Source organism: Salmonella sp. 32020114201800008SM (assembly GCF_017572025.1).
Taxonomy (GTDB): Bacteria; Pseudomonadota; Gammaproteobacteria; order Enterobacterales; family Enterobacteriaceae; genus Salmonella; species Salmonella enterica.
Genome location: NZ_JAGEQM010000001.1, coordinates 288,948 through 312,681 on the forward strand (window position 1 = coordinate 288,948; position 23,734 = coordinate 312,681).

20 protein-coding genes and 1 other RNA gene are annotated in these 23,734 nt (G+C 50.0%); 11 read left to right on the top strand and 10 right to left on the bottom strand.

Features of this window, described 5'->3' with window-relative positions:
* Positions 1-427 precede the first annotated feature (427 nt).
* Positions 428-1,318 (top strand): AraC family transcriptional regulator, encoded by an 891-nt coding sequence (locus tag J4613_RS01490; RefSeq protein WP_000284832.1) that lies wholly within the window; start codon positions 428-430, stop codon positions 1,316-1,318.
* Positions 1,319-1,393: 75 nt separating this feature from the next.
* Here the strand turns inward: J4613_RS01490 and J4613_RS01495 are convergent, their stop codons facing one another.
* The 9 genes from J4613_RS01495 to ydiK form a co-directional block, all read right to left on the bottom strand.
* The gene (locus J4613_RS01495) at positions 1,394-2,545 is read right to left on the bottom strand and encodes an acyl-CoA dehydrogenase (protein ID WP_000347819.1); all 1,152 of its coding nucleotides are present in this window, start codon (positions 2,543-2,545) and stop codon (positions 1,394-1,396) included.
* A gap of 13 nt (positions 2,546-2,558) precedes the next feature.
* Entirely contained in the window at positions 2,559-4,154 is a 1,596-nt protein-coding gene (locus J4613_RS01500; RefSeq protein ID WP_000700599.1) for an acyl CoA:acetate/3-ketoacid CoA transferase, read from the bottom strand.
* 153 nt (positions 4,155-4,307) lie between these two features.
* Positions 4,308-5,066 (bottom strand): type I 3-dehydroquinate dehydratase, encoded by a 759-nt coding sequence (gene aroD / locus J4613_RS01505; protein ID WP_111742374.1) that lies wholly within the window; start codon positions 5,064-5,066, stop codon positions 4,308-4,310.
* Positions 5,067-5,110: 44 nt separating this feature from the next.
* Positions 5,111-5,977 carry a quinate/shikimate dehydrogenase gene (ydiB, locus tag J4613_RS01510; protein ID WP_000383488.1) on the bottom strand — a complete coding sequence of 289 codons (867 nt, stop codon included), beginning with the start codon at positions 5,975-5,977 and terminating at the stop codon, positions 5,111-5,113.
* Positions 5,978-6,043: 66 nt separating this feature from the next.
* The gene (locus J4613_RS01515; protein ID WP_000081209.1) at positions 6,044-7,279 is read right to left on the bottom strand and encodes an MFS transporter; all 1,236 of its coding nucleotides are present in this window, start codon (positions 7,277-7,279) and stop codon (positions 6,044-6,046) included.
* Positions 7,280-7,642: 363 nt separating this feature from the next.
* Complete coding sequence (locus J4613_RS01520) at positions 7,643-8,854, bottom strand: MFS transporter (RefSeq protein WP_000797669.1); 1,212 nt, start codon at positions 8,852-8,854, stop codon at positions 7,643-7,645.
* 140 nt (positions 8,855-8,994) lie between these two features.
* Entirely contained in the window at positions 8,995-9,354 is a 360-nt protein-coding gene (locus J4613_RS01525) for a YdiL family protein (RefSeq protein ID WP_000980455.1), read from the bottom strand.
* A 167-nt stretch (positions 9,355-9,521) separates the two neighbouring features.
* Positions 9,522-9,629, bottom strand: an RNA gene (gene rprA / locus J4613_RS01530) — antisense sRNA RprA.
* Between the two features lie 182 nt (positions 9,630-9,811).
* Positions 9,812-10,930, bottom strand: coding sequence for an AI-2E family transporter YdiK (gene ydiK, locus J4613_RS01535; protein WP_000248615.1), 1,119 nt, complete (start codon positions 10,928-10,930; stop codon positions 9,812-9,814).
* Between the two features lie 264 nt (positions 10,931-11,194).
* Here ydiK and J4613_RS01540 point away from each other — a divergent pair, with 264 nt between their 5' ends.
* The 3 genes from J4613_RS01540 to J4613_RS01550 all read left to right on the top strand — a co-directional run bounded on the left by J4613_RS01540 (position 11,195) and on the right by J4613_RS01550 (position 14,945).
* Positions 11,195-14,251, top strand: coding sequence for an FAD-binding and (Fe-S)-binding domain-containing protein (locus J4613_RS01540; RefSeq protein WP_015405972.1), 3,057 nt, complete (start codon positions 11,195-11,197; stop codon positions 14,249-14,251).
* Positions 14,248-14,658, top strand: coding sequence for a 1,4-dihydroxy-2-naphthoyl-CoA hydrolase (gene menI / locus J4613_RS01545; protein WP_000637930.1), 411 nt, complete (start codon positions 14,248-14,250; stop codon positions 14,656-14,658). Before J4613_RS01540 ends, menI begins: the two co-directional genes overlap by 4 nt.
* 98 nt (positions 14,659-14,756) lie before the next feature.
* On the top strand, positions 14,757-14,945 hold the full coding sequence (locus tag J4613_RS01550) for a YdiH family protein (RefSeq protein ID WP_001537749.1): 189 nt from the start codon (positions 14,757-14,759) through the stop codon (positions 14,943-14,945).
* Positions 14,946-15,232: 287 nt separating this feature from the next.
* Here the strand turns inward: J4613_RS01550 and J4613_RS01555 are convergent, their stop codons facing one another.
* On the bottom strand, positions 15,233-16,579 hold the full coding sequence (locus tag J4613_RS01555; RefSeq protein WP_031622116.1) for an L-cystine transporter: 1,347 nt from the start codon (positions 16,577-16,579) through the stop codon (positions 15,233-15,235).
* 426 nt (positions 16,580-17,005) lie between these two features.
* Between J4613_RS01555 and sufA the strand changes: the two genes are divergently transcribed.
* From sufA to J4613_RS01590, 7 genes are all read left to right on the top strand, one after another.
* Positions 17,006-17,374: a Fe-S cluster assembly scaffold SufA gene (gene sufA / locus J4613_RS01560; RefSeq protein WP_000418970.1), complete on the top strand. Its 369-nt coding sequence runs from the start codon at positions 17,006-17,008 to the stop codon at positions 17,372-17,374.
* 8 nt (positions 17,375-17,382) lie between these two features.
* On the top strand, positions 17,383-18,870 hold the full coding sequence (gene sufB / locus J4613_RS01565; protein ID WP_000089376.1) for a Fe-S cluster assembly protein SufB: 1,488 nt from the start codon (positions 17,383-17,385) through the stop codon (positions 18,868-18,870).
* A 16-nt stretch (positions 18,871-18,886) separates the two neighbouring features.
* Positions 18,887-19,633: a Fe-S cluster assembly ATPase SufC gene (sufC, locus tag J4613_RS01570; protein WP_000948902.1), complete on the top strand. Its 747-nt coding sequence runs from the start codon at positions 18,887-18,889 to the stop codon at positions 19,631-19,633.
* Positions 19,608-20,879, top strand: coding sequence for a Fe-S cluster assembly protein SufD (sufD, locus tag J4613_RS01575; RefSeq protein WP_000907941.1), 1,272 nt, complete (start codon positions 19,608-19,610; stop codon positions 20,877-20,879). Before sufC ends, sufD begins: the two co-directional genes overlap by 26 nt.
* Complete coding sequence (gene sufS, locus J4613_RS01580) at positions 20,876-22,096, top strand: cysteine desulfurase SufS (RefSeq protein WP_000143859.1); 1,221 nt, start codon at positions 20,876-20,878, stop codon at positions 22,094-22,096. Before sufD ends, sufS begins: the two co-directional genes overlap by 4 nt.
* A 12-nt stretch (positions 22,097-22,108) precedes the next feature.
* Positions 22,109-22,525: a cysteine desulfuration protein SufE gene (gene sufE, locus J4613_RS01585; RefSeq protein ID WP_000729469.1), complete on the top strand. Its 417-nt coding sequence runs from the start codon at positions 22,109-22,111 to the stop codon at positions 22,523-22,525.
* 154 nt (positions 22,526-22,679) lie between these two features.
* Complete coding sequence (locus J4613_RS01590) at positions 22,680-23,681, top strand: L,D-transpeptidase family protein (RefSeq protein WP_000817060.1); 1,002 nt, start codon at positions 22,680-22,682, stop codon at positions 23,679-23,681.
* Positions 23,682-23,734: the final 53 nt, after the last annotated feature.

The following is a 23,734-nucleotide window of genomic DNA, read 5'->3' on the forward strand; positions in this document are numbered from 1 at the left end:
TAAATCTGACTGAAAATAGTCTGCGGCAGTCTGAAGAGGTTTTCGATGGGTCAATCTGTTTTCCTTGCCAACAATCTTGCACGAAAAATCTGCGAACAGAGAATCGTTAGCAACCATCTGAAAAGGGCGTCATAAAAATATAAATACGGTAGTGAGAATAATAAGTGCGAAGCATATCATCATTTTTTAACATGAAACGTGCGATGTTGTTTCTGTGAGGTTAAAAGAAAACATCAAAGATATGTCGGCTATGTATTTTTGTCTGATAATACGCTATCGACAGATAATCTGAGCTGTCTGCAAAAGAACATAATATCTTGCATTCGGAACGAATAATCTTGTTTTGCTGGTAATCTCCACGGTTGTACAACACTGACGCTCGCTTTATTTTATCCTGGTTATCTTTTTAAACCTGACAGAGGTTATTATGTATCAGCGCTGTTTTGACTCCGCCGCGGAGACGATTTTTGAACAGGACAAGACCCCTCGATTTTCACGTTTTGTCATTAGCGATGATCCAAACTGGGAGTCTGGCCATCATATGCATGATAATGAAACAGAGCTTATTTACGTCAAAAAAGGGATAGCCAGGTTAATTATTGACTCTTCACTCTACGTCGCGCATGCGGACGATATTGTCGTCGTTGAGCGGGGGCGGCTACACGCTGTAGCATCCGACAGCAATTCGCCGGCTACCACCTATACCTGTGCGCTGTATGGGTTTTGTTTTCCAGGTTGGGAAGAAAACCAACTATTGCAGAGTCATTCCTGTCCGGTGGTTTCCGTGGTTCAGGGGAAAGAGGTCATTAAAAGTATCTTTAATGAATTAAGCGTGTTACTTCCGCAGGGGAAAAACGTATTGGCTTCCTCTGTATACGATGCATTTGCTTACACTCTGACCGCACTTTACTATGAAAATTTTAAAAATGCCTATCGTTCTGAACAAGGCTACATTAAAAAAGATGTATTAATTAAGGATGTGCTTGTTTATCTCAATAATAATTATCGTGAAAAAATCACGCTTGACCAGCTATCGAAAAAATTTCGCGCCAGCGTCAGTTATATATGCCATGAATTTGCCAAAGAATATCATATATCCCCTATCAACTATGTTATTCAACGACGTATGACCGAGGCCAAGTTTGCGCTGACAAACACAGAGTCGCCACTGGCAGAAATTTCATGGCGGGTAGGATATGAAAATGTGGACCATTTTGCCAAATTGTTTATGCGGCATGTAGGATGTTCTCCCAACGATTATCGTAAGCAATTTAAAAATAGCTTGGTTGAGCAGGCGTATTTGCTGCCAAATACCTGACGGCGAAATTTATCTGATTTATTCGGCCTGATGCCGTAAAGCAGTCAGGCCGAATAAGACGTTCCGGTACGATCCTTACTTGTTCTGATAGTCTTTCAGAATTTGGCGTCCTGCCACATAGATCATAATTTCATCCGTGCCGCCACCGATACGTTCGCAGCGAACATCACGCCAGAAGCGGGAGACACGGGCTTCGTCAGTATAACCAAGCCCACCCATAATCTGAATCGCATCGTCAATCACTTCCATCGCTGTGCGTGCGCAGTACAGCTTAGCCAGCGCGGCGCTGGTACGCAGTGACTCTTCCCGATCGGCCTGCCAGGCGACTTTCAACACCATATTGCGCATGTTTTCGATTTTGATGGCCATTAACGCCAGCTTTTCCTGGATCATCTGGTTATGGCCGATGGGTTTACCAAAGGCGATACGCTGGTTGGCGTAACGGGCGGCATCTTCAAATGCACATTCGGCGAAACCTGTACTGCGCGCCGCATTAATCAAACGCTCCATTTCAAAATTGTACATGACATTGAGGAAACCCATGCCTTCTTCACCGACCCGGTCGCTTTCGTCCACCTCGACATTATCGAGATAAACTTCGCATGTACTCAACATGTGCCAGCCAATTTTATGCAGCGGATTAATCTTTATGCCCGGTTTATTTGAGTCCACCCACCAAAGCGTGAACGCTTTTTTAGGATCTTTTGGCTCCGTATCGCGCGCCAGAACCAGCATGTAAGGATATTCTTTTGCACCGGTGATAAACGTTTTCTGACCGTTAAGATAAACCTTGCCGTTTTTACGCGTCCAGGTTGTTGTGGCGCTATTATTATCAGAGCCCGCGCCAGGTTCTGTTAAGGCTAGCGCATATGCTGGATCGCCGGTGGCCAGAGTACTTTCTGCTGTTTTACGCAGTTGTTCTGCGGAACCAAAACGGCGCATACTGTGAATGCATTGGCCGTTGGTAATCAAAAAGGCCGGAGCACCGCATTTTGAGATTTCCATCAGCGCCAGCATTTGCGTTACATAGTCAGCCGGAATGCCGCCGAATTCTTCCGGGACGCCCAGCATCGAAATACCGTTTTCCGCCAGCGCCTGCATAAATTCTTTGGGATAGGTGCCCGTTTGATCGCAGGTACGGAAATACTCTTCCGGAAAATTGCTGGTGATTAACTCGCGAATACTGGCCAGTAATAGTTCTTGTTCTTCAGTTAATGAAAAATCCATATTTGTACTCCTTTTAATGTGTTGCGTCAGGAAGCGTGAATCCCATAGTGCTATCGGTAAATAATCTTGTGTCCATCAGTTTTAAATCTGGTGAGATAACCGGTGAAAAATCCATCTTGTCAAGAATATCCCGTTGCAGATCGACGCCAGGCGCAATTTCAATTAAATGCAGGCCATCTTGTTTGAGAGTGAAAACCGCACGTTCAGTGATGTAACGCACATCTAACCCGCGCTCAAGCGCAATTTTTCCACTGAACGTAATTTCCGGCAGTTCGCTGACGAATTTTTTGACGCGACCTTCCTGCAGAATATTTAATTTGCCATCGGTAATTTCAGTTTTTAAACTTCCGGCCGTCAGAGTTCCGCAGAAAATAATTTTTTGCGACGTTGCGCTAATATCGATAAACCCGCCGGTGCCCATAATTTTGCCGTTGAATTTATGTACACCGACATTACCGTGTTGATCCACTTCGGCAAAACTTAAATAGCAGACATCGAGCCCACCGCCGTGATAAAAATCAAATTGTGAGGTCATATCAAGGATCGCGCGGGTATTGACATTGGCACCGAAGGCCACGCCCTGAGAGGTAATACCGCCCACCGGGCCTGTTTCCACGGTCAGCACGAAGTCATCGGCGCAGCCTTCCTCGCGAGCGACCAGACCAATACCGTCGGCAATGCCTACGCCCACATTGCCTACCGCGCCTTTACGCATTTCAAACAGCGCGCGTCGGGCTACCAGCTTGCGCTGATTAAGGGGCAGGGTAAGCTGGGTACTGTCATCAAGAGTAAAATCCCCGGAGATAAATCGGTTCACCGGCGCGCCGCCATAGAGTTGCGTCTGGTCGGCGTCGACAACCACAATATCCACCAGATAGCCGGGAATACGCACGGATTTTGGATGCAGCGTGGCTTTTTTTACCATTTTCTGCACCTGCATCATTACAATACCGCCATTATTGTGAACGGCCTGGGCGATCACCAGCGCATCAAGATACATCACCTCATCTTCAAATGATGCATAGCCTTCGCTGTCGCAGGTGGTGGCGCGGATAAAAGCCACATTAGGCGCTATCGCTTTATAATAGAGATATTCTTTATTATCGATCTCTACCAGCTTAATGAGATCTTCTTTAGTCACGTCGTTTAATTTTCCGCCCTGTTGGCGAGGGTCGACAAAGGTACCAATACCAATATCGCTCAGAATACCCGGCTGGTGTGCGGCGCTGGCGCGCAGCGTCTGGGTTAATACGCCTTGTGGGTAGTTATAGGCGGCGATTTTATTTTGTTCAGCCAGTTCAGAAATACGGGGAGATTGCCCCCAATGTCCGCATAGCGCCCATTTTACCAGCCCCTCCTGCGCCAGCGGGCTGATGCCGCGATCGGCGCGGTCACCTAATCCGGTAGGGCTAATAATAGATAAATCTCGTGGTGACTGGGTTGTTTGATATTTATCTGCCAGTGCGGTAATTAATGTTGTCGCTTCGAGAATACCGCCGCCTGCGCCCAGAATACATAAAGTGGCCTCATCTGGAATATAATTTACTGCTTCTTGTGCAGAGAGCACGGGAACGCGGCCATTAATGCGTGATGGCTTATTGATTTTCATATTTACTCCACTATTATCCCTGAAAGCAATATCGATATAACCGTGTTAAGGTAATAAAGACAGCGGCTTTCAATGAATATGGAACATATTCATATCAGATAACTATTTATTTTATTGTGGCAGAAAGAGAATATTCCGCCACACGATAAAGTATTACGCCTGGTGCAATATAGTTAATACGGTACGCAGATCGGCTACCGATATTTGTCCCGGCGCAGATGCTTTTTTCACCGCGCCAAACGTTGCCGCAGAACCGAACACTTCGCCGGCAAGACGAGATATTACCCCGGTTTTCGACATCGACATGGTAATAATCGGACGATCCGCATAGCGCTCCTGCATTTCTACAGTGGCGGTAAGTAAGGTCAGGACATCGGCTTTAGTCTGTGGCATGACGGCGATCTTCGGAATATCGGCGCCCAGTTCCTGCATTTTACGCAGACGCTGAACAATCTCTTCCGCTACGGGCGTTTTATGAAAATCATGGTTAGACATGATCACCGCAACATTGTGTTGATGAGCATAGCCGACGGTGGCTTTCACCTCATCGTCGCCGGTAAAAAGCTCAAGATCGATCATATCGACCAGACCGCTGTCAACTGCTGCACGATTCAGAGCGATATACTGTTCGGTGGTTAGCGCCTGTTCGCCGCCTTCTTTCGCGCTGCGGAAGGTAAATAGCAAGGGTTTATCGGTGATAATCTCCCGGATGGCGCCGGCGGCCTCAAGTACGCTTTCCGCCGTTGTCACGTTGGCAAAATGGTCAACGCGCCACTCCAGAATATCGAAATCCGCTTCACGGTAGGCGAGTGCTTCCGATTTCACATCGGTAATGGTTTTTCCCATTAGCGACACAATGATCTTTGGCGCGCCTTCGCCAACCACGAGATCTCTTACAGTTACGGTTTTCATTTGGTACCCTTCATTGTCATTCGTCGCAATTATAATTTTACCGGTCAGGCTGTGAATCCCATCACCTGCTTCACATAGTCCAATGGAAACGCTTTTCCTGTCCACAGTTCAAACTGTTCGGCTCCTTGCCATAACAACATGCCGTAACCATCAATTGTTTTGCAACCAGCTTGTTGCGCCTGCTGCAATAACTTTGTCATATGCGGATTATAAACACATTCGGTGACCAGCAATTCAGGGCGGAGCAGGGAAACATCGCCGATCAGGGATTCGTTCTCCAATGGTTTCATGCCAACTTTGGTACCGTTCGTCAGAATATCTGCGCTGGCAAGCGCTTCAGTAAAAGCGTGCTGATCGGCAAGATCGGTGACGGTAACGACGCAATCGGTGTTTTCATTCACCCGCTTCGCAAAGGCAACCGCTTTTTCGAAAAAGTCATCTTTACGGTTAAACAGTTTAATTTCCTTAATGCCTTCAATGGCTGCCTGGGCGCCAATGGCGGTAGCCGCGCCTCCCGCGCCGAGCAGCACCATGGTTTTTCCCCGAATATCGAAACCGCTTTCTTTAATTGCCCGAATATGGCCCGTACCATCCGTGTTGTAGCCGCGTAGATAGCCGTCATCGTTAACAATGGTGTTGATAGCGCCAACCAGTTTTGCTGCTGGCGTTAATTCATCGACATACTCACACGCGAGCTGTTTGTTTGGCATGGAGACGCCCGTACCGCGCATTTTTAATGCTTTCAGTCCTTCAATGGCGCTGGCAAACGTCGTGTTATCCACTTCGAAAGCCATATAGGTATACGGTAGCCCCGCTTTTTCTAACGCTTTGTTTTGCATTTCGGGCGATAAGCTATGACGGATAGGATACGCCATAAGACCAATTAATTCATATTTTGCGGTAACATCCATTTTATACTCCTTAATAAGTGGACAGTGCAGAGCAGGGCGCATGCCTGTTGCGCATCGTTAACATTTTTACTGGAAATAACGCTCGCCAAATCGGACATCGTTTTGCGGGATCTTAAATACGCGATAATAGCGAATAAATACAATAATGGCGGTGATAAATGTCAGTAGTGCAAAGGCAAAATCTAACAAAATGATATATTGCAGGCCAATAGTAGAGAGATAACCGGTGATCAGTGGAATAATAAAGTTAGCTACGCCCCCCATCATCATATATATACTGGTGACTTTAGCTTTACTCTTAGGGAAAAATTCCGACATTACCGATACACCTAATTGTAAAATACCTCCAGCAGCGGAAAAACCAATCACGAAGGCGCCAGCATTACAGATCAGTGGAGAGGGATACAGGTAAATTGCCGCAGCGGTGAGTGTCGCCAGCCCGGCATTGAAAACATTGGCCCAGATAGGGCGAACCATTTTTTTCAGCAATGCGGCAAAAATAAACACGCAAACCAACGATCCCATACTGTAATAAGAGATGGTTTTCAGCGCGTCGGATTCCGCCATTCCGGCGAAGGCCATCGCATATTTAGGCATCCAGACCACAATCACATAGAAGGTTGAGAACGCGGCGACGCCAAATAAAACGGAAGCTACGCCTTCCAGCCAGACGAGGGGAGTACTGTTCATCTGGGGTAATTCTTTCGCAATACTGGCATCGACAAGTTGGCTGGGAAAGCGGCTTTTCAACAGCATCAACGTGATGAGGACGAAAAGGATACCGGGGATTACCACCGCGTAGCCGTACCAGATATGGTTGACTAACAAGGCGCTGACAATAAGGGGGTAAATCATTTGCCCAAAAGAGACCATCGCTTTAACCAGAATAACTGCCGAGCCCGATGCTTTGGGAAAACACTCCATTAATGCAGGGTATCCGCCAGTATCCAGCGCGGAGTTCGCCACGCCGACACACACCGCTAATATGAAAGCGATCATCAGGTTAGGACTGGCGGGAATACCGAAGAAAAATAGCATATATAGTACGGCGCCAAGCAGTATTATTGCCCGACGGCCAAATTTATCGGACAGTACGCCAAAGAATAAAATACTGACCAGACGACCAAGACCAATGCCAGAGATTAAATAGGCGATACCGGCACTATCCGTGGAGAATTTCTGTGCAAGGGAGGTCATGTTCTGGGCTAGTGTAATAACACTCATGCCGTGGAGAAAGTAACTAAAATAAATGCAGATAACAGCCAGCAAATATGGCATGTTGCGAGCCTTGTTCTGAGACATTTGTTCACAGCTCCTTGCTGATGGTTTGATTCAATGTCCTGCTTATTACTGCTTTACTACATGCAGCGATTGTTCAGTAACACTATAAGTCGGTACTGTCGTTATATGTACATAACATGGCGTTTAAAATGCCAGGTTTATTGCATTGGTAGCATTTCATTTGTTAGCCGGGAAATATAAAAATTGCTGCGAATTTGTTGTTTAACACATATAACTCGTGATGCTCATCGCAATTTTTCTGATAAGTGTGAAGATAATGAATAATAATTAACACGAAAATTACATTTTTTGTTTCCCGGTGATAATGGCTAACGTTTTATTTTGCATAGCAAGGCAATAATATTGCAGTTGGCACGCTAACATTTATTGTGCAGTTGACGCTGCTTCAGCGTGATGTTGTGATTCAGCCCGACTTCGGTAACCGATGAACAGCGCGAGGAGAAATCCCGCTGCGGCGATACCGGTATCAAACCACATAATATGTGCAATGCTCATTTCTGAAATCCGCGCTGTGATCAACGGAATAGTGAACGTCGCGATACTGCCGGCGCTGTAATAAATGCCGGTCGCTTTACCTTTCTCCTGTGGAAAACGGGCCGCCATCAGCGTCAGGCCGATTTGTACTACGCCACCGGCGGAAGAGAATCCAATGACGAATGCGAAGATCATAACAACATAGGCCTGAGGATGCAGGCAGACCGTCAGAAGCGCAATAAAAGAGATAAAGGTATAAAACATCAATAATGTGGTAGAGCGAATTGTTTTTCTGACCAGCGGGGCAGTAATAAAAACGCACAGTAGCGATCCGCAGGTATAAATACTTAACAGTTTGATGGATTGGGTATACGACATTCCTGCGACGAACTGTCCATACTGCGCCAGCCACTGGCTGATAAGATAAAAGGTTGCCATCGAGATATAACCATAAAGGGTGTAGCTGATAAGATCGATGAGGGAGCAATGATGTACGCCTGTGACAGGCGCTTGCGAGATTTTGGGCTTCAATATCCGACCAGGATAGGGTGGAAAAGGACAGCGTAATAAAAACAGAGCATTAATAAGCATGATCGCCCCGGCAAGCAGGAAGGACCAGCCAAACCACATATTAGCCCAGACTAATAAACTGATAATAATGGGCAACAAGAATTGCCCGCCAGAGACAAATGCTTTGATCAGAATATTTGCCGTACTGGGGGAGCGAGGGAAGGCTTCCATCAAACTGGGATAGGTACCTGCATCCAAAAAACTGTTGGCCATACCCGCTAAAAAGCCACAGGCATAAGCGACAAAAATCGTCTGAGCATAAAGAATGCCAATGAAAAAAATCAGGTAACAGGCGGTCCCCAGAATGATAAAAGGACGGCGACCAAAGCGATCGGAAAGCATACCGGCGATTAACAAAACGCTTAGCCGGCCAATACCAAGCGAAGAGATCACAATAGATACGCCTGCGGCACTGGTATGCCATTGCTGTTCAAGCGATGACATGTTCAGGCTCATCAGGATAACCCCCATGCCATGTACAAAGTAATTAAAATACAACCCTACAGCGGTAGGGAAATAACGATTTTTCATATTATCTGACTCAGAGATGCCGCCTGAACGTTACAGTGGTATACACAGGCAGGAAGCATATTGGATAGGGTGACAAGTCAATGTCGTGATTGTGTGGTTTTCTATCCGGTATCAATACGATGCGGCGATAAAGTTTACGTCTAACACAGCCGCTCCAGATCATGTGCGAAAAGTTCGGCAGCAACAGATTGATAAATTTTCCACTCGATAAAATCACCCTCTGTATAAATGGACTGAAAAGAAGATAAATCAGGGAAGTAACGCATTGTATTATTGCCGATGCGGTTATTTATTTTGTCAACAATGGCGTTAATTCGTCGCTGTCTCCTGGCTTTCATTTCCTTTAGCCTGGCAATGATTTCTGGAGAGATGGGAGTGTCGCCAGCTTCCCATCGTTGCCAGGTTGCCGAATTATTATCCTGGGTGATATAGATTGTGCATTCTTCAATCGTCATATCAAAAATACGCCGTAGTGCTTGTAGTTCTAACGCGTTCATCATTTTTTAGGCTTTTATATGAAAAAAGTGATGCTATAAATAGCACCACCGACACCGTTTCGACTTGAACAGAATCACACTATTTTGTGCAATATTATTTGTTCGTTGCAGATATCGCGGTGTTGAAGGGAAACGGGAGCTGGCTTATGTAACAATGCAGCGAAAAAAGTTAAAAAAAAAGCCCATCGTAGGAGACGGGCAAAGACTACACACAGCAATTCGTTGTTTCACTCAGGGGATTTCCATGCTTATAAATCAATGTGTTGATTTATAACCGTGTGCTAATAGTAGGCATGAGCACTTTTTGCGTCGATCAGATTCGTCTCAATAGTTTAAAAACTGTAACGGATTTGCGACAGAAATGAGATGCGGCGGGGAACAGACGGGCGAATCAAAATGGGGTGTGCGTTGAATTGATAAACGTCGCTAAAGCATCGGGCGGCAATGCCGCCCGACGGGATTATGACTGCTTGTTGGCTTCCTCGATGTCATCCAGCTCTTCAAGGATCTCCTCTGGTTCATTCGTCGGCGCCGGAACTTCATGTACCCATGCGGAGAACAAACGCCAGGTCACGGCCAGAAGCACCGGTCCAATAAACAGACCAATCATACCGAATGCAATCAGGCCGCCGATTACCCCGGAAAGGATCAGAAGCAGCGGTAAATCGGCGCCCATGCGGATGAGTACCGGGCGAATCACGTTATCCAGAGTGCCGACGACGGCGCTCCAAACCAGCAGCACGGTGCCCCAGGTGGTGTCGCCTGTCCAGTAAAGCCAGATAATGGCTGGAATCAATACCGGCAACGGCCCCAACTGAACCAGACACGAAAGGATCATCACTACCGTCAACAGGGTAGCGTAAGGCACGCCGGAAATCGCCAGCCCGACGCCGCCAAGTACCGCCTGTACCAGCGCGGTGACCACCACGCCAAGCGCCACGGCGCGGATCGCCTGGGCAGCCAGCAGAACCGCCGCATCGCCGCGTTTAGCCGCGAGACGACAGGCAAAATGACGTATTCCCATCGCCACTTGTTCGCCGCGCCAGTAAAGCAGGGCGCTAAACAACAGCATCAGGGCGCAGTGCATCATAAAGCGTCCGATATGCGCCGCCTGACCGACAAACCAGGTCGTGGTTGTGCCGATATAAGGCCGCACTTTCGCCATAATAGCGCTACCGCCCATATCCAGCAGGCTATGCCATCCGGCATACAGTTTGGCGCCAACTAACGGAATATTATTTAACCATGCCAGATCGGGTAGCGTCATATCGCCGCCGGTCACTGCATGGATGAGCGGGCCGCTACCATCGACAATGCTGTTCACCAGCAAGGCGACGGGAATAACGAAGAGCAGCACTAACAGCAGCGTCATGACCAGTACGGCAAGCGAGCGGCGGCCCCACAATATTTTTTGTAATTTCAGCAAAACGGGCCAGGTCGCGATAACAATCGTACCTGCCCATGCAAACCCCAAAATAAAAGGCTGTACTATCCACAAACAGGCCACAATCATGATGGCTAAAAACAGCACCGATAGCAGCACTTGCGCAATATCCCTGGGCTGACGAACATTTACCATAAATACTTTTCACCTTTGTCTTTGCGCCAGAACGTTGGCGCGACGTGAACATGCAAACCACACCCTATAATGATGAGCAATTTCAGCGGTTTTTAACAGGCCGATTCTGCATGTAATTCTGTTGGGCGCACAGGAAAAAAATGTGATACAACAAATAACGCAACACGCAAACGATTAAGCATCCCTTCCTGTGCGTAGACCGCTCGCGCTCGCCGGGTTGGGCGCCACCGTTCACAACATAGACCGCAGGAAAAGGTCAATATAATGATTCCACAAATTTCTCAGGCACCCGGCGTCGTTCAGCTGGTGCTCAATTTTTTGCAGGCGCTGGAGCAGCAAGGGTTTACGGGCGATACGGCAACCAGCTATGCCGACCGTCTGACAATGTCGACCGATAACAGTATCTACCAGCTTCTTCCCGATGCTGTTGTGTTTCCCCGTTCTACGGCGGATGTCGCGCTTCTTGCCCGTCTGGCGGCGGAGCCGCGCTTTACGTCGCTGATATTTACCCCTCGAGGCGGCGGTACTGGCACGAATGGCCAGGCGCTAAACCAGGGCATTATTGTTGATATGTCCCGCTATATGAACCGCATTATTGAAATTAATCCTGAAGAGGGATGGGTGCGGGTAGAGGCGGGAGTGATAAAAGATCAGCTTAATCAAGCGTTAAAGCCGTATGGCTATTTTTTTGCGCCGGAACTTTCCACCAGTAATCGCGCCACGCTTGGCGGTATGATTAATACCGATGCCTCCGGTCAGGGTTCGCTGGTCTATGGAAAAACGTCAGATCACGTCTTAGGCATACGGGCCGTATTGTTGGGGGGCGATATCCTTGACACGCAATCGATGCCCGTAGAGCTTGCCCGGACGCTGGGTGAAAACACGACGATGCCAGGCCGCATCTATCAGACCGTCTATCAGTCCTGCCTGGAAAACCGTCAACTTATCCTCGATAGCTTTCCAAAGCTCAATCGTTTCCTGACAGGCTACGATTTACGCCACGTCTTTAACGATGACATGACCCGCTTCGATCTTACCCGCATCTTAACGGGGTCGGAAGGGACGCTGGCGTTTATTACTGAAGCCCGGCTGGATATTACCCCGATACCCAAAGTCCGCCGTCTGGTAAATGTAAAATACGACTCCTTTGATTCCGCGCTGCGTAACGCCCCTTTTATGGTTGATGCGCGCGCCTTATCCGTCGAGACGGTCGATTCCAAAGTCCTTAACCTCGCGCGGGAAGATATTGTCTGGCACTCCGTTAGCGAATTGATTACCGATGTGCCGGATAAAGAAATGCTTGGCCTGAATATCGTGGAATTCGCGGGTGACGATGAAGCGCTTATTGACGGACAGGTCGAGGCTCTGTGCCACCGGCTGGATGGCCTGATGGCACGTGCGGAAGCGGGCGTGATCGGCTGGCAACTTTGTACCGATTTGACGGGTATTGAGCGTATTTACGCGATGCGTAAAAAAGCGGTAGGGCTGCTGGGTAATGCGAAAGGCGCTGCCAAACCGATTCCTTTCGCGGAAGATACCTGCGTGCCGCCTGAACATCTGGCCGATTACATCGCCGAATTTCGCGCTCTGCTGGATGGTCATGGCTTAAGTTACGGCATGTTCGGCCACGTGGATGCCGGGGTGCTGCATGTGCGTCCGGCGCTGGATATGTGCGATCCGCAGCAGGAACTGCTGATGAAACAGATCTCCGATGAGGTCGTCGCGCTGACCGCCAGATACGGCGGGCTGTTGTGGGGCGAGCATGGAAAAGGTTTTCGTGCGGAATACAGCCCGGCCTTTTTCGGTGAAGTCCTGTATGGCGAGCTGCGCAAAATAAAAGCGGCTTTTGATCCGCATAATCGACTTAACCCGGGTAAAATCTGTCCGCCGCAGGGGATAGAGGCGCCGATGATGAAGGTGGATGCGGTAAAACGCGGCACCTGGGATCGGCAAATTCCGCTGGCGGTACGGCAGACCTGGCGCGGCGCTATGGAGTGTAATGGTAACGGCCTGTGCTTTAATTTCGATGCGAAAAGCCCGATGTGCCCGTCGATGAAAATTAGCCTTAACCGGATCCACTCGCCGAAAGGGCGGGCGACGCTGGTGCGGGAATGGCTCCGTCTATTGGCCGATCGCGGCGTCGATCCGTTGAAGCTGGAAAAGGAGTTGCCAGAAAAACGCGCCAGCTTACGCACGCTGATTGCCCGCACCCGGAATAGTTGGCACAAACGCAAAGGCGAGTATGACTTTTCCCATGAAGTTAAAGAGGCCATGTCCGGCTGTCTGGCGTGTAAAGCCTGTACGACCCAGTGTCCGATTAAAATCGATGTTCCGGAGTTTCGTTCACGTTTCTTACAGCTTTACCATACGCGTTATCTGCGCCCGGTACGCGATCATCTGGTGGCGACGGTCGAGACCTATGCGCCGCTGATGGCGCGTGCGCCAAAGACCTTTAACTTTTTTATTAACCAACCGGTGGTTCGCAATCTGGCGAAAAAACATATCGGTATGGTGGATTTACCTCTGCTTTCTGCCCCTTCATTGCAACAGCAACTGGTGGGCCATCCGTCTGCCAATATGACGCTTGAGCAACTGGAACGCATGAGCGCCGAGCAAAAAGCGAAAACGGTACTGGTGGTTCAGGATCCGTTTACCAGCTACTACGACGCCCGGGTCGTGGCGGACTTTATCCGCCTGGCGGAAAAACTGGGCAGGAGGCCGGTATTGTTACCGTTCTCGCCGAATGGTAAGGCGCAGCATATTAAAGGTTTTCTTAATCGCTTTGCGAAAACGGCGAAAAAAACCTCTGAGTTCCTTAATCGGATCGCCGCGTTGGGGATGCCGATGGTGGGCGTCGATCCGGCGCTGGTTCTGTGTTATCGCGACGAATACAAACTGGCGCTGGGTGAACAGCGCGGCGATTTTCATGTGTTGCTGGTGAATGAATGGCTGGCGCAGGAAATAAATGCAAGACTGTCCGTCGAGGTGAGCGGCGAACCGTGGTACTTTTTTGGTCATTGTACGGAAGTCACGGCTTTACCCGGCGCGCCTGCGCAGTGGGCCGCCATCTTTGCCCATTTTGGCGCGAAGCTGGAAAATGTCAGCGTAGGCTGCTGCGGTATGGCGGGCACTTATGGACATGAACTCACCAATCATAAAAATTCGCTGGGAATTTATGAGCTATCCTGGCATCAGGCGATGCAACGTCTACCGCGAAACCGCTGCCTGGCAACCGGCTATTCCTGCCGAAGCCAGGTTAAACGCATTGAAGGTACGGGCGTGCGTCACCCGTTGCAGGCATTACTGGAGATTATAGGTTGATCTGGAAACGTGAAGTGACCCTCGATGCGCTTAATGCGATGGGGGAAGGAAATATGGTTGGCCTGCTTGATATCCGCTTTGAGCGTATTGGGGACGATACGCTGGAAGCGACAATGCCCGTCGATCATCGCACCAAACAGCCGTTCGGCTTGCTGCATGGCGGAGCGTCTGTGGTGCTGGCGGAAAGTATCGGCTCGGTCGCAGGTTATCTGTGTACGCAGGGGGAGCAAAAGGTGGTGGGGCTGGAGGTGAATGCCAACCATGTACGGTCGGCGCGTCAGGGGCGCGTACGAGGCGTCTGTAAAGCGTTGCATACCGGGGCTCGCCATCAGGTCTGGCAGATAGAGATCTTTGATGAACAGGGACGTCTGTGCTGTTCTTCGCGCCTTACTACGGCGATTGTGTGACGTTGTCACCATAAAAGTGTGATGCATATTGCTTTTGGTCAAAATGTGCGCAGAAAAAGGTGATATACTGTGCACGTTTACACATAAGCGAGGATGATATGTCTACTGATTTAGACCCAACCCAACTGGCGATTGAATTTTTACGCCGTGATAAAACCGAACTTTCTCCCGCGCAGTATTTGAAGCGTTTAAAACAGCTGGAGTTAGAGTTTGCCGATCTCCTCACCCTCTCTGCAACCGAACTGAAAGAAGAGATCTATTTCGCCTGGCGGTTGGGCGTGCATTAATAAAGTCTGTGTAGGCCGGATAAGGCGTTAGCCGCCATCCGGCTATGTTACCAGGCAATCTCACCAGACACTGTCCCCAGATAATAGATAACCCCCTTGATTTTGTTTAAAAAAAATACAGATCGCCATTTGTGCTAAAAAGGCGCGCGTTCTTTATGAGATTATTCTTATGCCCCTTCAAGAGCTAAGCCATTAAGAGTGCCGGAGATAAGCGCCGGATGGGGCCGGAACCCTTAAGCCTGTATTGAACAGACTTAAGGGTTTTTCTTTTCCGGGCGCGTAAAAAACTAAGGTCTGTCAATAACCGCCGGCATGTCGTCAGCCGTATGATTATTCAAAATACGGTTAGCCAGCACACCTGACATCATCGATCCGTTAACGTTCAGTGCCGTGCGGGCCATATCAACGATAGGTTCGATGGCAATAAAAATACCGACCAGCGCAACGGGAAAATTCAACGTCGACAGGACAATCAGCGCCGCGAACGTACCACCGCCGCCGACGCCGGCTACGCCAATAGACCCTAGCGCAATGGCAGGCAACATCGCGGCCAGAAAATGCAGCGAGAGCGGATCGATGCCGATGGTGGGTGCAATCATCGCTACCATAATAGCCGGATAAATCCCGGCGCAGCCATTTTGCCCCATACTGGAGCCAAACGAGGCGGAAATATTGGCAATGGTGCTTTGTACGCCAAATTTTTCCTGGGCGGAAATGGCCAGCGGAATAGAGGCTGCGCTGCTGCGGGAAACAAACGCAAAGGTTAAGACGGGCCACACCATTCTGAAATAACGCGCTGGATTATTACCGCTGAGGATCAGCAAGATGGCGTGCACGATAAACATCATGAAAATCGCGATGTAACAGGCGCCGATAAAACCAAGTAAGCTGGCGAATTGTTCAAGGCGGTATGATGAAAATACGGTGGTCATTAATGCCATGACGCCATAGGGCGTTAATGCAATAACGATACGTACCATCTTCATGACCCAGATCTGAATAGCGTTAATGCCTGCGCTTAATTTCTGACCTTCTTCCGGCGCCTCTTTTTTGACCTTTAACAGGGCGATCCCCGCTATTAGCGTGAAGATAACGATGCCGATAACGGAAACACTTCTGGCTCCCGTAAGATCAAGAAAAATATTAGTCGGGATCAGCGATGTCACTAACTGGGGAATCGACACCGCGGCAGTCTTATTGACTTCTTCTGTAGTTAACATTGACGGCATGTGCACAAAAGCGCTGGCGTCAAGCCCCAGCACATGAGCGGTCAGTAATCCGATAAAACCGGCAACCATCACCAGGCATAACATGCATCCGACGATCGTCAGCGACATTTTTCCGATGCCGGCACTATTTTCCAGTTTATTGATGGCGGAAAGAATAGAAATAAAAATTAGCGGTATAGCGACCAGTTTTAGCAGGTGGACGTAACCATTGCCGACGATGCTGTACCATTCGATAATAGTTTTAGTGTGATTTGCTGAAATAAAATGTAGGGATAAACCAATAACAGCCCCTAAAAAGATAGCGATAAAAACGCTTTTCGACAGGGAATCGCTTTTTTGATTAATTCTCAAGATGACCCACGAGAAAACCAAAAAAAGTACGATATACGCGAGCGTAACAACCATATTTTAAGCCTCTTGCCTCATTCAGCACCTGAAATGCCGGAAAGAGTTTACATAAACCTATAGCTCAAACTGAGTTATAGAACCGCAGCGGATTATAAAGAGCGCAACGCCAGGTATCCATACAAAAAATGGGGTTCTGACCTCGCCGCCCGGCAATGTCGACAGCCTATTAATTAAATAGTCATTTTCTATACATCTTTTCGTTTTTGACCTGTCAGAACGGTTAATATCTTATAAACCATTACTTATCAAAAAGTTAAGTTGTTTTTTGTCTGTCGTATGACCTGGCGGACAGGGTCTATGCTTAATAAAAGGCGCTCAATATGACCATTTGTTGGAAAGCCCCTGCGGTTAAGGGGTTGAAGTGATAATCATTATCACTAACATGCTGTTATATCCTGGTGATTTAGAACGCGAGGTAACTCTATGGAATTGCATTCAGACACGTTTAACCCGGAGGACTTCCCCTGGCAAGGGCTGACGCTAACGCCAGCGGCGGCAGCGCACATACGTGAGCTGGCAGAAAAGCAGCCGGGCATGTTGGGCGTGCGGTTAAGCGTAAAACAGACGGGATGTGCCGGATTTGGCTATGTTCTGGATACCGTTCGGGAGCCGGATAAAGACGATCTGGTTTTTGAAGCCGAAGGCGCAAAGCTTTTCGCACCGTTACAGGCGATGCCTTTTATTGACGGAACAGAAGTGGATTACGTACAGGAAGGGCTGAACCAGTTATTTAAATTTCATAACCCCAAAGCCCAGAATGAATGCGGCTGCGGCGAAAGTTTTGGGGTATAGGCGGTACTATGTCTCGTAACACTGAAGCAACGGAAGAGGTCGGCATCTGGACAGGCGGACGCCTTAATTACAAAGAAGGATTTTTCACGCAACTACCCACTGATGAACTGGCAAAAGGCATTAGCGAAGAGGTGGTGCGCGCGATTTCCGCAAAGCGTAACGAACCTGAGTGGATGCTGGAATTTCGTCTCAATGCCTATAGAGCCTGGCTGGACATGGATGAACCGCACTGGCTGAAAGCGCACTACGATAAACTGAACTATCAGGACTACAGCTATTACTCTGCGCCATCATGCGGAAACTGCGACGATAACTGCGTTTCCCAGCCGGGAGCCGTACAGCAAACGGGCGCGAATACCTTTTTGAGTAAAGAGGTTGAAGACGCCTTCGAGCAACTTGGCGTTCCAGTTCGCGAAGGGAAAAAGGTCGCCGTCGATGCGATTTTTGACTCGGTCTCCGTAGCGACCACATACCGTGAAAAACTGGCGGAACAGGGCATTATTTTCTGTTCTTTTGGCGAGGCGATACACGATCACCCTGACCTGGTCAGGAAATATCTTGGCACCGTCGTGCCGGGGAACGATAACTTTTTTGCCGCGCTGAATGCGGCAGTCGCTTCCGATGGGACATTTATCTATGTTCCCAAAGGCGTGCGTTGCCCAATGGAGTTATCCACCTATTTTCGCATTAACGCCGAAAAAACCGGTCAGTTTGAGCGCACGATTCTGGTGGCGGATGAAGGCAGCTATGTGAGTTATATCGAAGGCTGCTCCGCGCCCGTACGCGACAGTTATCAGCTCCACGCCGCGGTAGTGGAAGTCATCATCCATAAAGATGCTGAAGTAAAATATTCCACCGTACAAAACTGGTTCCCGGGCGACAACAACACGGGCGGCATTCTGAACTTTGTGACCAAGCGGGCGTTGTGCGAAGGGGAAAACAGCAAGATGTCGTGGACCCAGTCGGAAACCGGTTCGGCGATTACCTGGAAATACCCGAGCTGTATCCTGCGCGGTGATAATTCTATCGGCGAGTTCTATTCCGTTGCGCTGACCAGTGGACATCAGCAGGCTGACACCGGCACCAAAATGATCCATATCGGTAAAAACACGCGCTCAACCATTATCTCAAAAGGCATTTCTGCCGGCCACAGCCAGAACAGCTACCGTGGGCTGGTAAAAATTATGCCGACGGCAACCAACGCCCGAAATTTCACCCAATGCGACTCCATGTTGATTGGCGCGGACTGCGGCGCGCATACGTTCCCGTATGTTGAATGCCGCAATAACAGCGCGCAGCTGGAGCACGAGGCGACAACATCACGCATCGGTGAAGATCAGCTTTTCTATTGTCTGCAACGCGGCATCAGCGAAGAAGACGCTATTTCGATGATCGTCAACGGTTTCTGCAAAGACGTTTTCTCGGAACTACCGCTGGAGTTCGCCGTTGAAGCGCAAAAACTGCTGGCGATTAGCCTTGAGCACAGCGTCGGTTAATGATGAAGGAAAAACCATGTTAAGCATTAAAGATTTACAGGTCAGTGTGGAAGAAAAAGCGATTTTGCGTGGCCTGAATCTGGAGATTCGCCCCGGCGAAGTTCATGCCATTATGGGGCCGAACGGTTCCGGGAAAAGCACGCTCTCCGCCACTCTGGCGGGACGTGAAGATTATGAGGTCACCGGCGGCTCGGTTACGTTCAAAGGTAAAGATCTGCTTGAACTGTCGCCGGAGGAACGGGCGGGCGAAGGGATTTTTATGGCCTTCCAGTACCCGGTAGAAATCCCCGGCGTCAGTAACCAGTTTTTCCTGCAAACCGCGCTGAATGCCGTGCGCGCCTACCGCGGGCAGGCGTCGTTGGATCGCTTTGATTTTCAGGATCTGATGGAAGAGAAGATCGCATTGCTGAAAATGCCGGAAGATTTGCTGACCCGTTCGGTAAACGTCGGTTTTTCCGGCGGGGAGAAAAAGCGCAATGATATTTTGCAAATGGCGGTGCTGGAGCCGGAACTGTGCATCCTTGATGAGTCGGACTCCGGACTGGATATCGATGCGTTGAAAATTGTGGCGGAAGGCGTCAACGCGTTACGCGACGATAAACGCGCTTTTATTATCGTGACCCACTATCAGCGCATACTGGACTATATCAAACCCGATTACGTCCATGTCCTCTATCAGGGGCGAATTGTCCGATCCGGCGATTTTACTCTGGTCAAACAACTGGAGGAGCAGGGTTATGGCTGGCTTACCGAACAGCAGTAAAGCGCTACAGCAATGGCAGCATCTCTTTGAGGAAAAAAGAGAAAGTCGAACTGAGCAGGCAAGACAACATTTACAACAGATGTTACGTCTGGGATTGCCGACGCGTAAACATGAAGACTGGAAATACACGCCGCTGGAGGGCTTAACCCATAGCCAGTTTATCCAGCAGTGTGCGACTATCAGCGCCGCACAGCGTGATGCGTTGGCGCTGCAAATCGATGCCGTGCGGCTGGTGTTTGTCGATGGTCGGTTTATGCCAGAGCTCAGTGATAGCACGCAAAACAGCGGATTTGACGTTAGCGTCAGGGATGAGCGCCAGACGCTTGCCGCGCCGGTACATCCCGAGGTTTTTCTGCATCTGACGGAAAGCCTGGCGCAATGTGTCACGTATATACAGGTACGGCGAAATCAGCGTCCGACCAGGCCGCTACTGTTAATGCATATCACGCAGGGCGTGGATGGCGACGAGCTGAACACCGCGCATTATCGCCACCATCTGGCGCTGGCGGAAGGCGCGGAAGCGACGGTTATTGAGCATTATGTCAGCCTTACAGCGGCAAAACATTTTACCGGCGCGCGTCTGACGATGAACGTTGCAGACAATGCGCAACTGCGTCATATCAAACTGGCGTTTGAAAATGCGTCCAGCTATCACTTTGCGCATAACGATCTTCTGCTGGCGACAGACGCCTCGGCGTTTAGCCACAGTTTTCTGCTGGGCGCCGCAGTACTACGTCACCACAGCAGCTCACAACTGAATGGTGAAAACGCGACGCTTCGACTGAATAGTCTGGCGATGCCGGTGAAAAATGAAGTCTGCGATACGCGGACATGGCTGGAACATAACAAAGGCTACTGTAACAGCCGCCAGTTGCACAAGACCATCGTCAGCGACAAAGGACGCGCGGTCTTTAATGGCCTGATTAACGTGGCGCAACACGCCATTAAAACCGACGGCCAGATGACCAATAATAACCTGTTGTTGGGAAAACTGGCTGAAGTCGATACCAAACCGCAATTAGAGATCTATGCCGATGACGTGAAGTGCAGCCACGGCGCGACGATCGGGCGTATTGACGATGAGCAGATGTTTTATCTGCAATCACGCGGCATCAGGCAGCAGGAGGCGCGGCACATGATTCTTTACGCGTTTGCCGCAGAGTTAACGGAAGCTATCCATGATAGCGCCCTTAAACAGCAGGTGCTGGCGCGAATCGGCCAGCGACTGCCCGGAGGCCTGGTATGACATTTCCTGTAGAAAAAGTACGGGCGGATTTTCCCATACTGCAGCGTGAAGTTAACGGCCTGCCGCTGGCTTACCTGGACAGCGCAGCCAGCGCTCAAAAACCTAATCAGGTGATTGATGCTGAATCTGCCTTCTACCGTCACGGCTATGCTGCGGTACATCGGGGTATCCATACGTTAAGCGCGCAGGCGACCGAAAGCATGGAGAATGTGCGTAAGCAGGCGTCGCGGTTTATTAACGCCCGCTCCGCAGAAGAACTGGTGTTCGTGCGCGGTACGACGGAGGGCATTAACCTTGTCGCCAACAGTTGGGGAACGGAAAATATTCGCGCCGGGGATAACATTATCATCAGCGAGATGGAGCATCACGCCAACATCGTTCCCTGGCAGATGCTGTGCGAGCGCAAAGGCGCTGAACTGCGCGTGATCCCATTGCATCCTGACGGTACGCTGCGGCTGGAGACCTTAGCTGCGCTGTTCGATGACCGGACCCGACTGCTGGCCATTACCCATGTTTCCAATGTGCTGGGGACGGAAAACCCACTGCCGGACATGATTGCGCTGGCGCGCCAGCATGGGGCGAAAGTGCTGGTGGATGGCGCCCAGGCCGTGATGCACCATGCTGTTGACGTCCAGGCGCTGGACTGCGATTTTTACGTTTTCTCCGGCCATAAACTTTACGGGCCGACCGGCATCGGCATTCTGTATGTTAAAGAGGCGTTGCTGCAAGAAATGCCGCCGTGGGAAGGGGGCGGGTCGATGATCTCGACCGTCAGCCTGACGCAGGGAACGACATGGGCGAAAGCGCCCTGGCGTTTTGAGGCGGGAACGCCGAATACTGGCGGCATCATCGGTCTCGGCGCGGCGATTGATTATGTGACGTCGCTGGGACTGGATAAGATTGGCGATTATGAGCAGATGCTGATGCGCTATGCGCTGGAGCAACTGGCGCAGGTGCCTGATATCACGCTATATGGCCCGGCGCAGCGGTTGGGCGTCATCGCGTTTAATCTGGGTAAACACCACGCTTACGACGTCGGCAGCTTTCTTGATAATTACGGTATCGCGGTACGAACGGGACATCACTGCGCAATGCCGCTCATGGCCTGGTATGGCGTGCCGGCAATGTGCCGGGCTTCGCTGGCGATGTATAACACCCATGAAGAAGTGGACCGACTGGTGGCAGGATTAACGCGTATCCACCGCTTATTGGGATAACAGTGAGGTTTTATGGCTGCGCTACCGGATAAAGAAAAACTGCTGCGTAACTTTACGCGTTGCGCTAATTGGGAAGAGAAATATTTATATATTATTGAGTTGGGGCAGCGCCTGGCGGAGTTAAATCCGCAGGATCGTAATCCGCAAAATACGATTCATGGCTGTCAGAGCCAGGTGTGGATCGTGATGCGGCGAAACGCCAACGGCATTATCGAATTGCAGGGCGACAGCGACGCGGCGATCGTTAAGGGCCTTATGGCGGTGGTATTTATTTTGTACCACCAAATGACGGCGCAGGATATTGTGCATTTTGATGTCCGGCCATGGTTCGAAAAAATGGCGCTTACGCAGCACCTCACGCCTTCTCGTTCTCAGGGGCTGGAAGCAATGATTCGCGCAATTCGCGCTAAGGCCGCCACTTTTAGCTAAACTGTACAGACAGCGTTCTACCTGATGTCAAATCCTTTGTCGGACGGCGACGTCGCTTTATCCAGAGTGGACAGAGCGTATATTTTGTTGTTCTGATAAGCGAAGCGCTACCAGTCGTCGCAGAGGGCATCACCAGGAATACAGGAGGTTTGGTATGAAACGTGCGTCTTTCATTACGCTAACTATTATCGGCGCGTATAGCGCGTTACAGGCAGCCTGGGCGGTTGATTATCCATTACCGCCCGAAGGCAGCCGTCTTATTGGTCAGAATCAAACCTATACCGTACAGGAAGGTGATAAAAACCTGCAGGCTATCGCCCGGCGTTTTGATACGGCGGCGATGCTCATTCTTGAAGCGAACAATACGATTGCGCCGGTGCCTAAGCCCGGTACGCTAATTACCATTCCCTCGCAGATGCTATTGCCGGATGCGCCCAGGGAAGGCGTTATCGTCAACCTCGCGGAGCTACGGTTGTATTATTACCCGCCGGGAGAAAACCGCGTTCAGGTGTATCCCATCGGCATCGGTTTGCAGGGACTGGAAACTCCCGTCATGGACACCCGGATAGGGCAAAAGATCCCCAACCCGACGTGGACGCCGACGGCGGGCATACGCCAACGTTCGCTTGAGCGGGGGATCACGCTGCCGCCGGTGATCCCTGCCGGGCCAAATAACCCGCTGGGACGCTATGCGCTGCGTCTGGCGCACGGTAATGGGGAATATCTCATTCATGGCACCAGCGCGCCGGATAGCGTGGGTCTGCGCGTGAGTTCCGGTTGCATTCGCATGAACGCGCCGGACATCAAAGCGTTATTTGCGCAGGTCAGAACGGGGACGCCGGTAAAAGTGATTAACCAGCCAGTGAAATTCTCTGTCGAGCCGAATGGCATTCGTTATGTAGAGGTACACAGGCCGCTATCGCCGGAAGAAGAGCAAAACGTGCAGACAATGCCCTATGTGTTGCCTGCGGAATTTACCGCGTTCAGAAACGCACAAGGGGTGGATAGTCGCCTGGTCGATAAGGCGCTATACCGGCGAGCCGGATATCCAGTCAGCGTGAGCGCCGGGCAGACGCCAGCGGTAAATACGACCGCAGTCGAATCCGCTCAGAACGGTTTTGTCGGAGAAGAGGGGCAAACGCGCGTCACGCAGTAGCCTTCGCAGCAAACGACGGACAAAAAAATGGCGCACGATGTGCGCCATTTTAT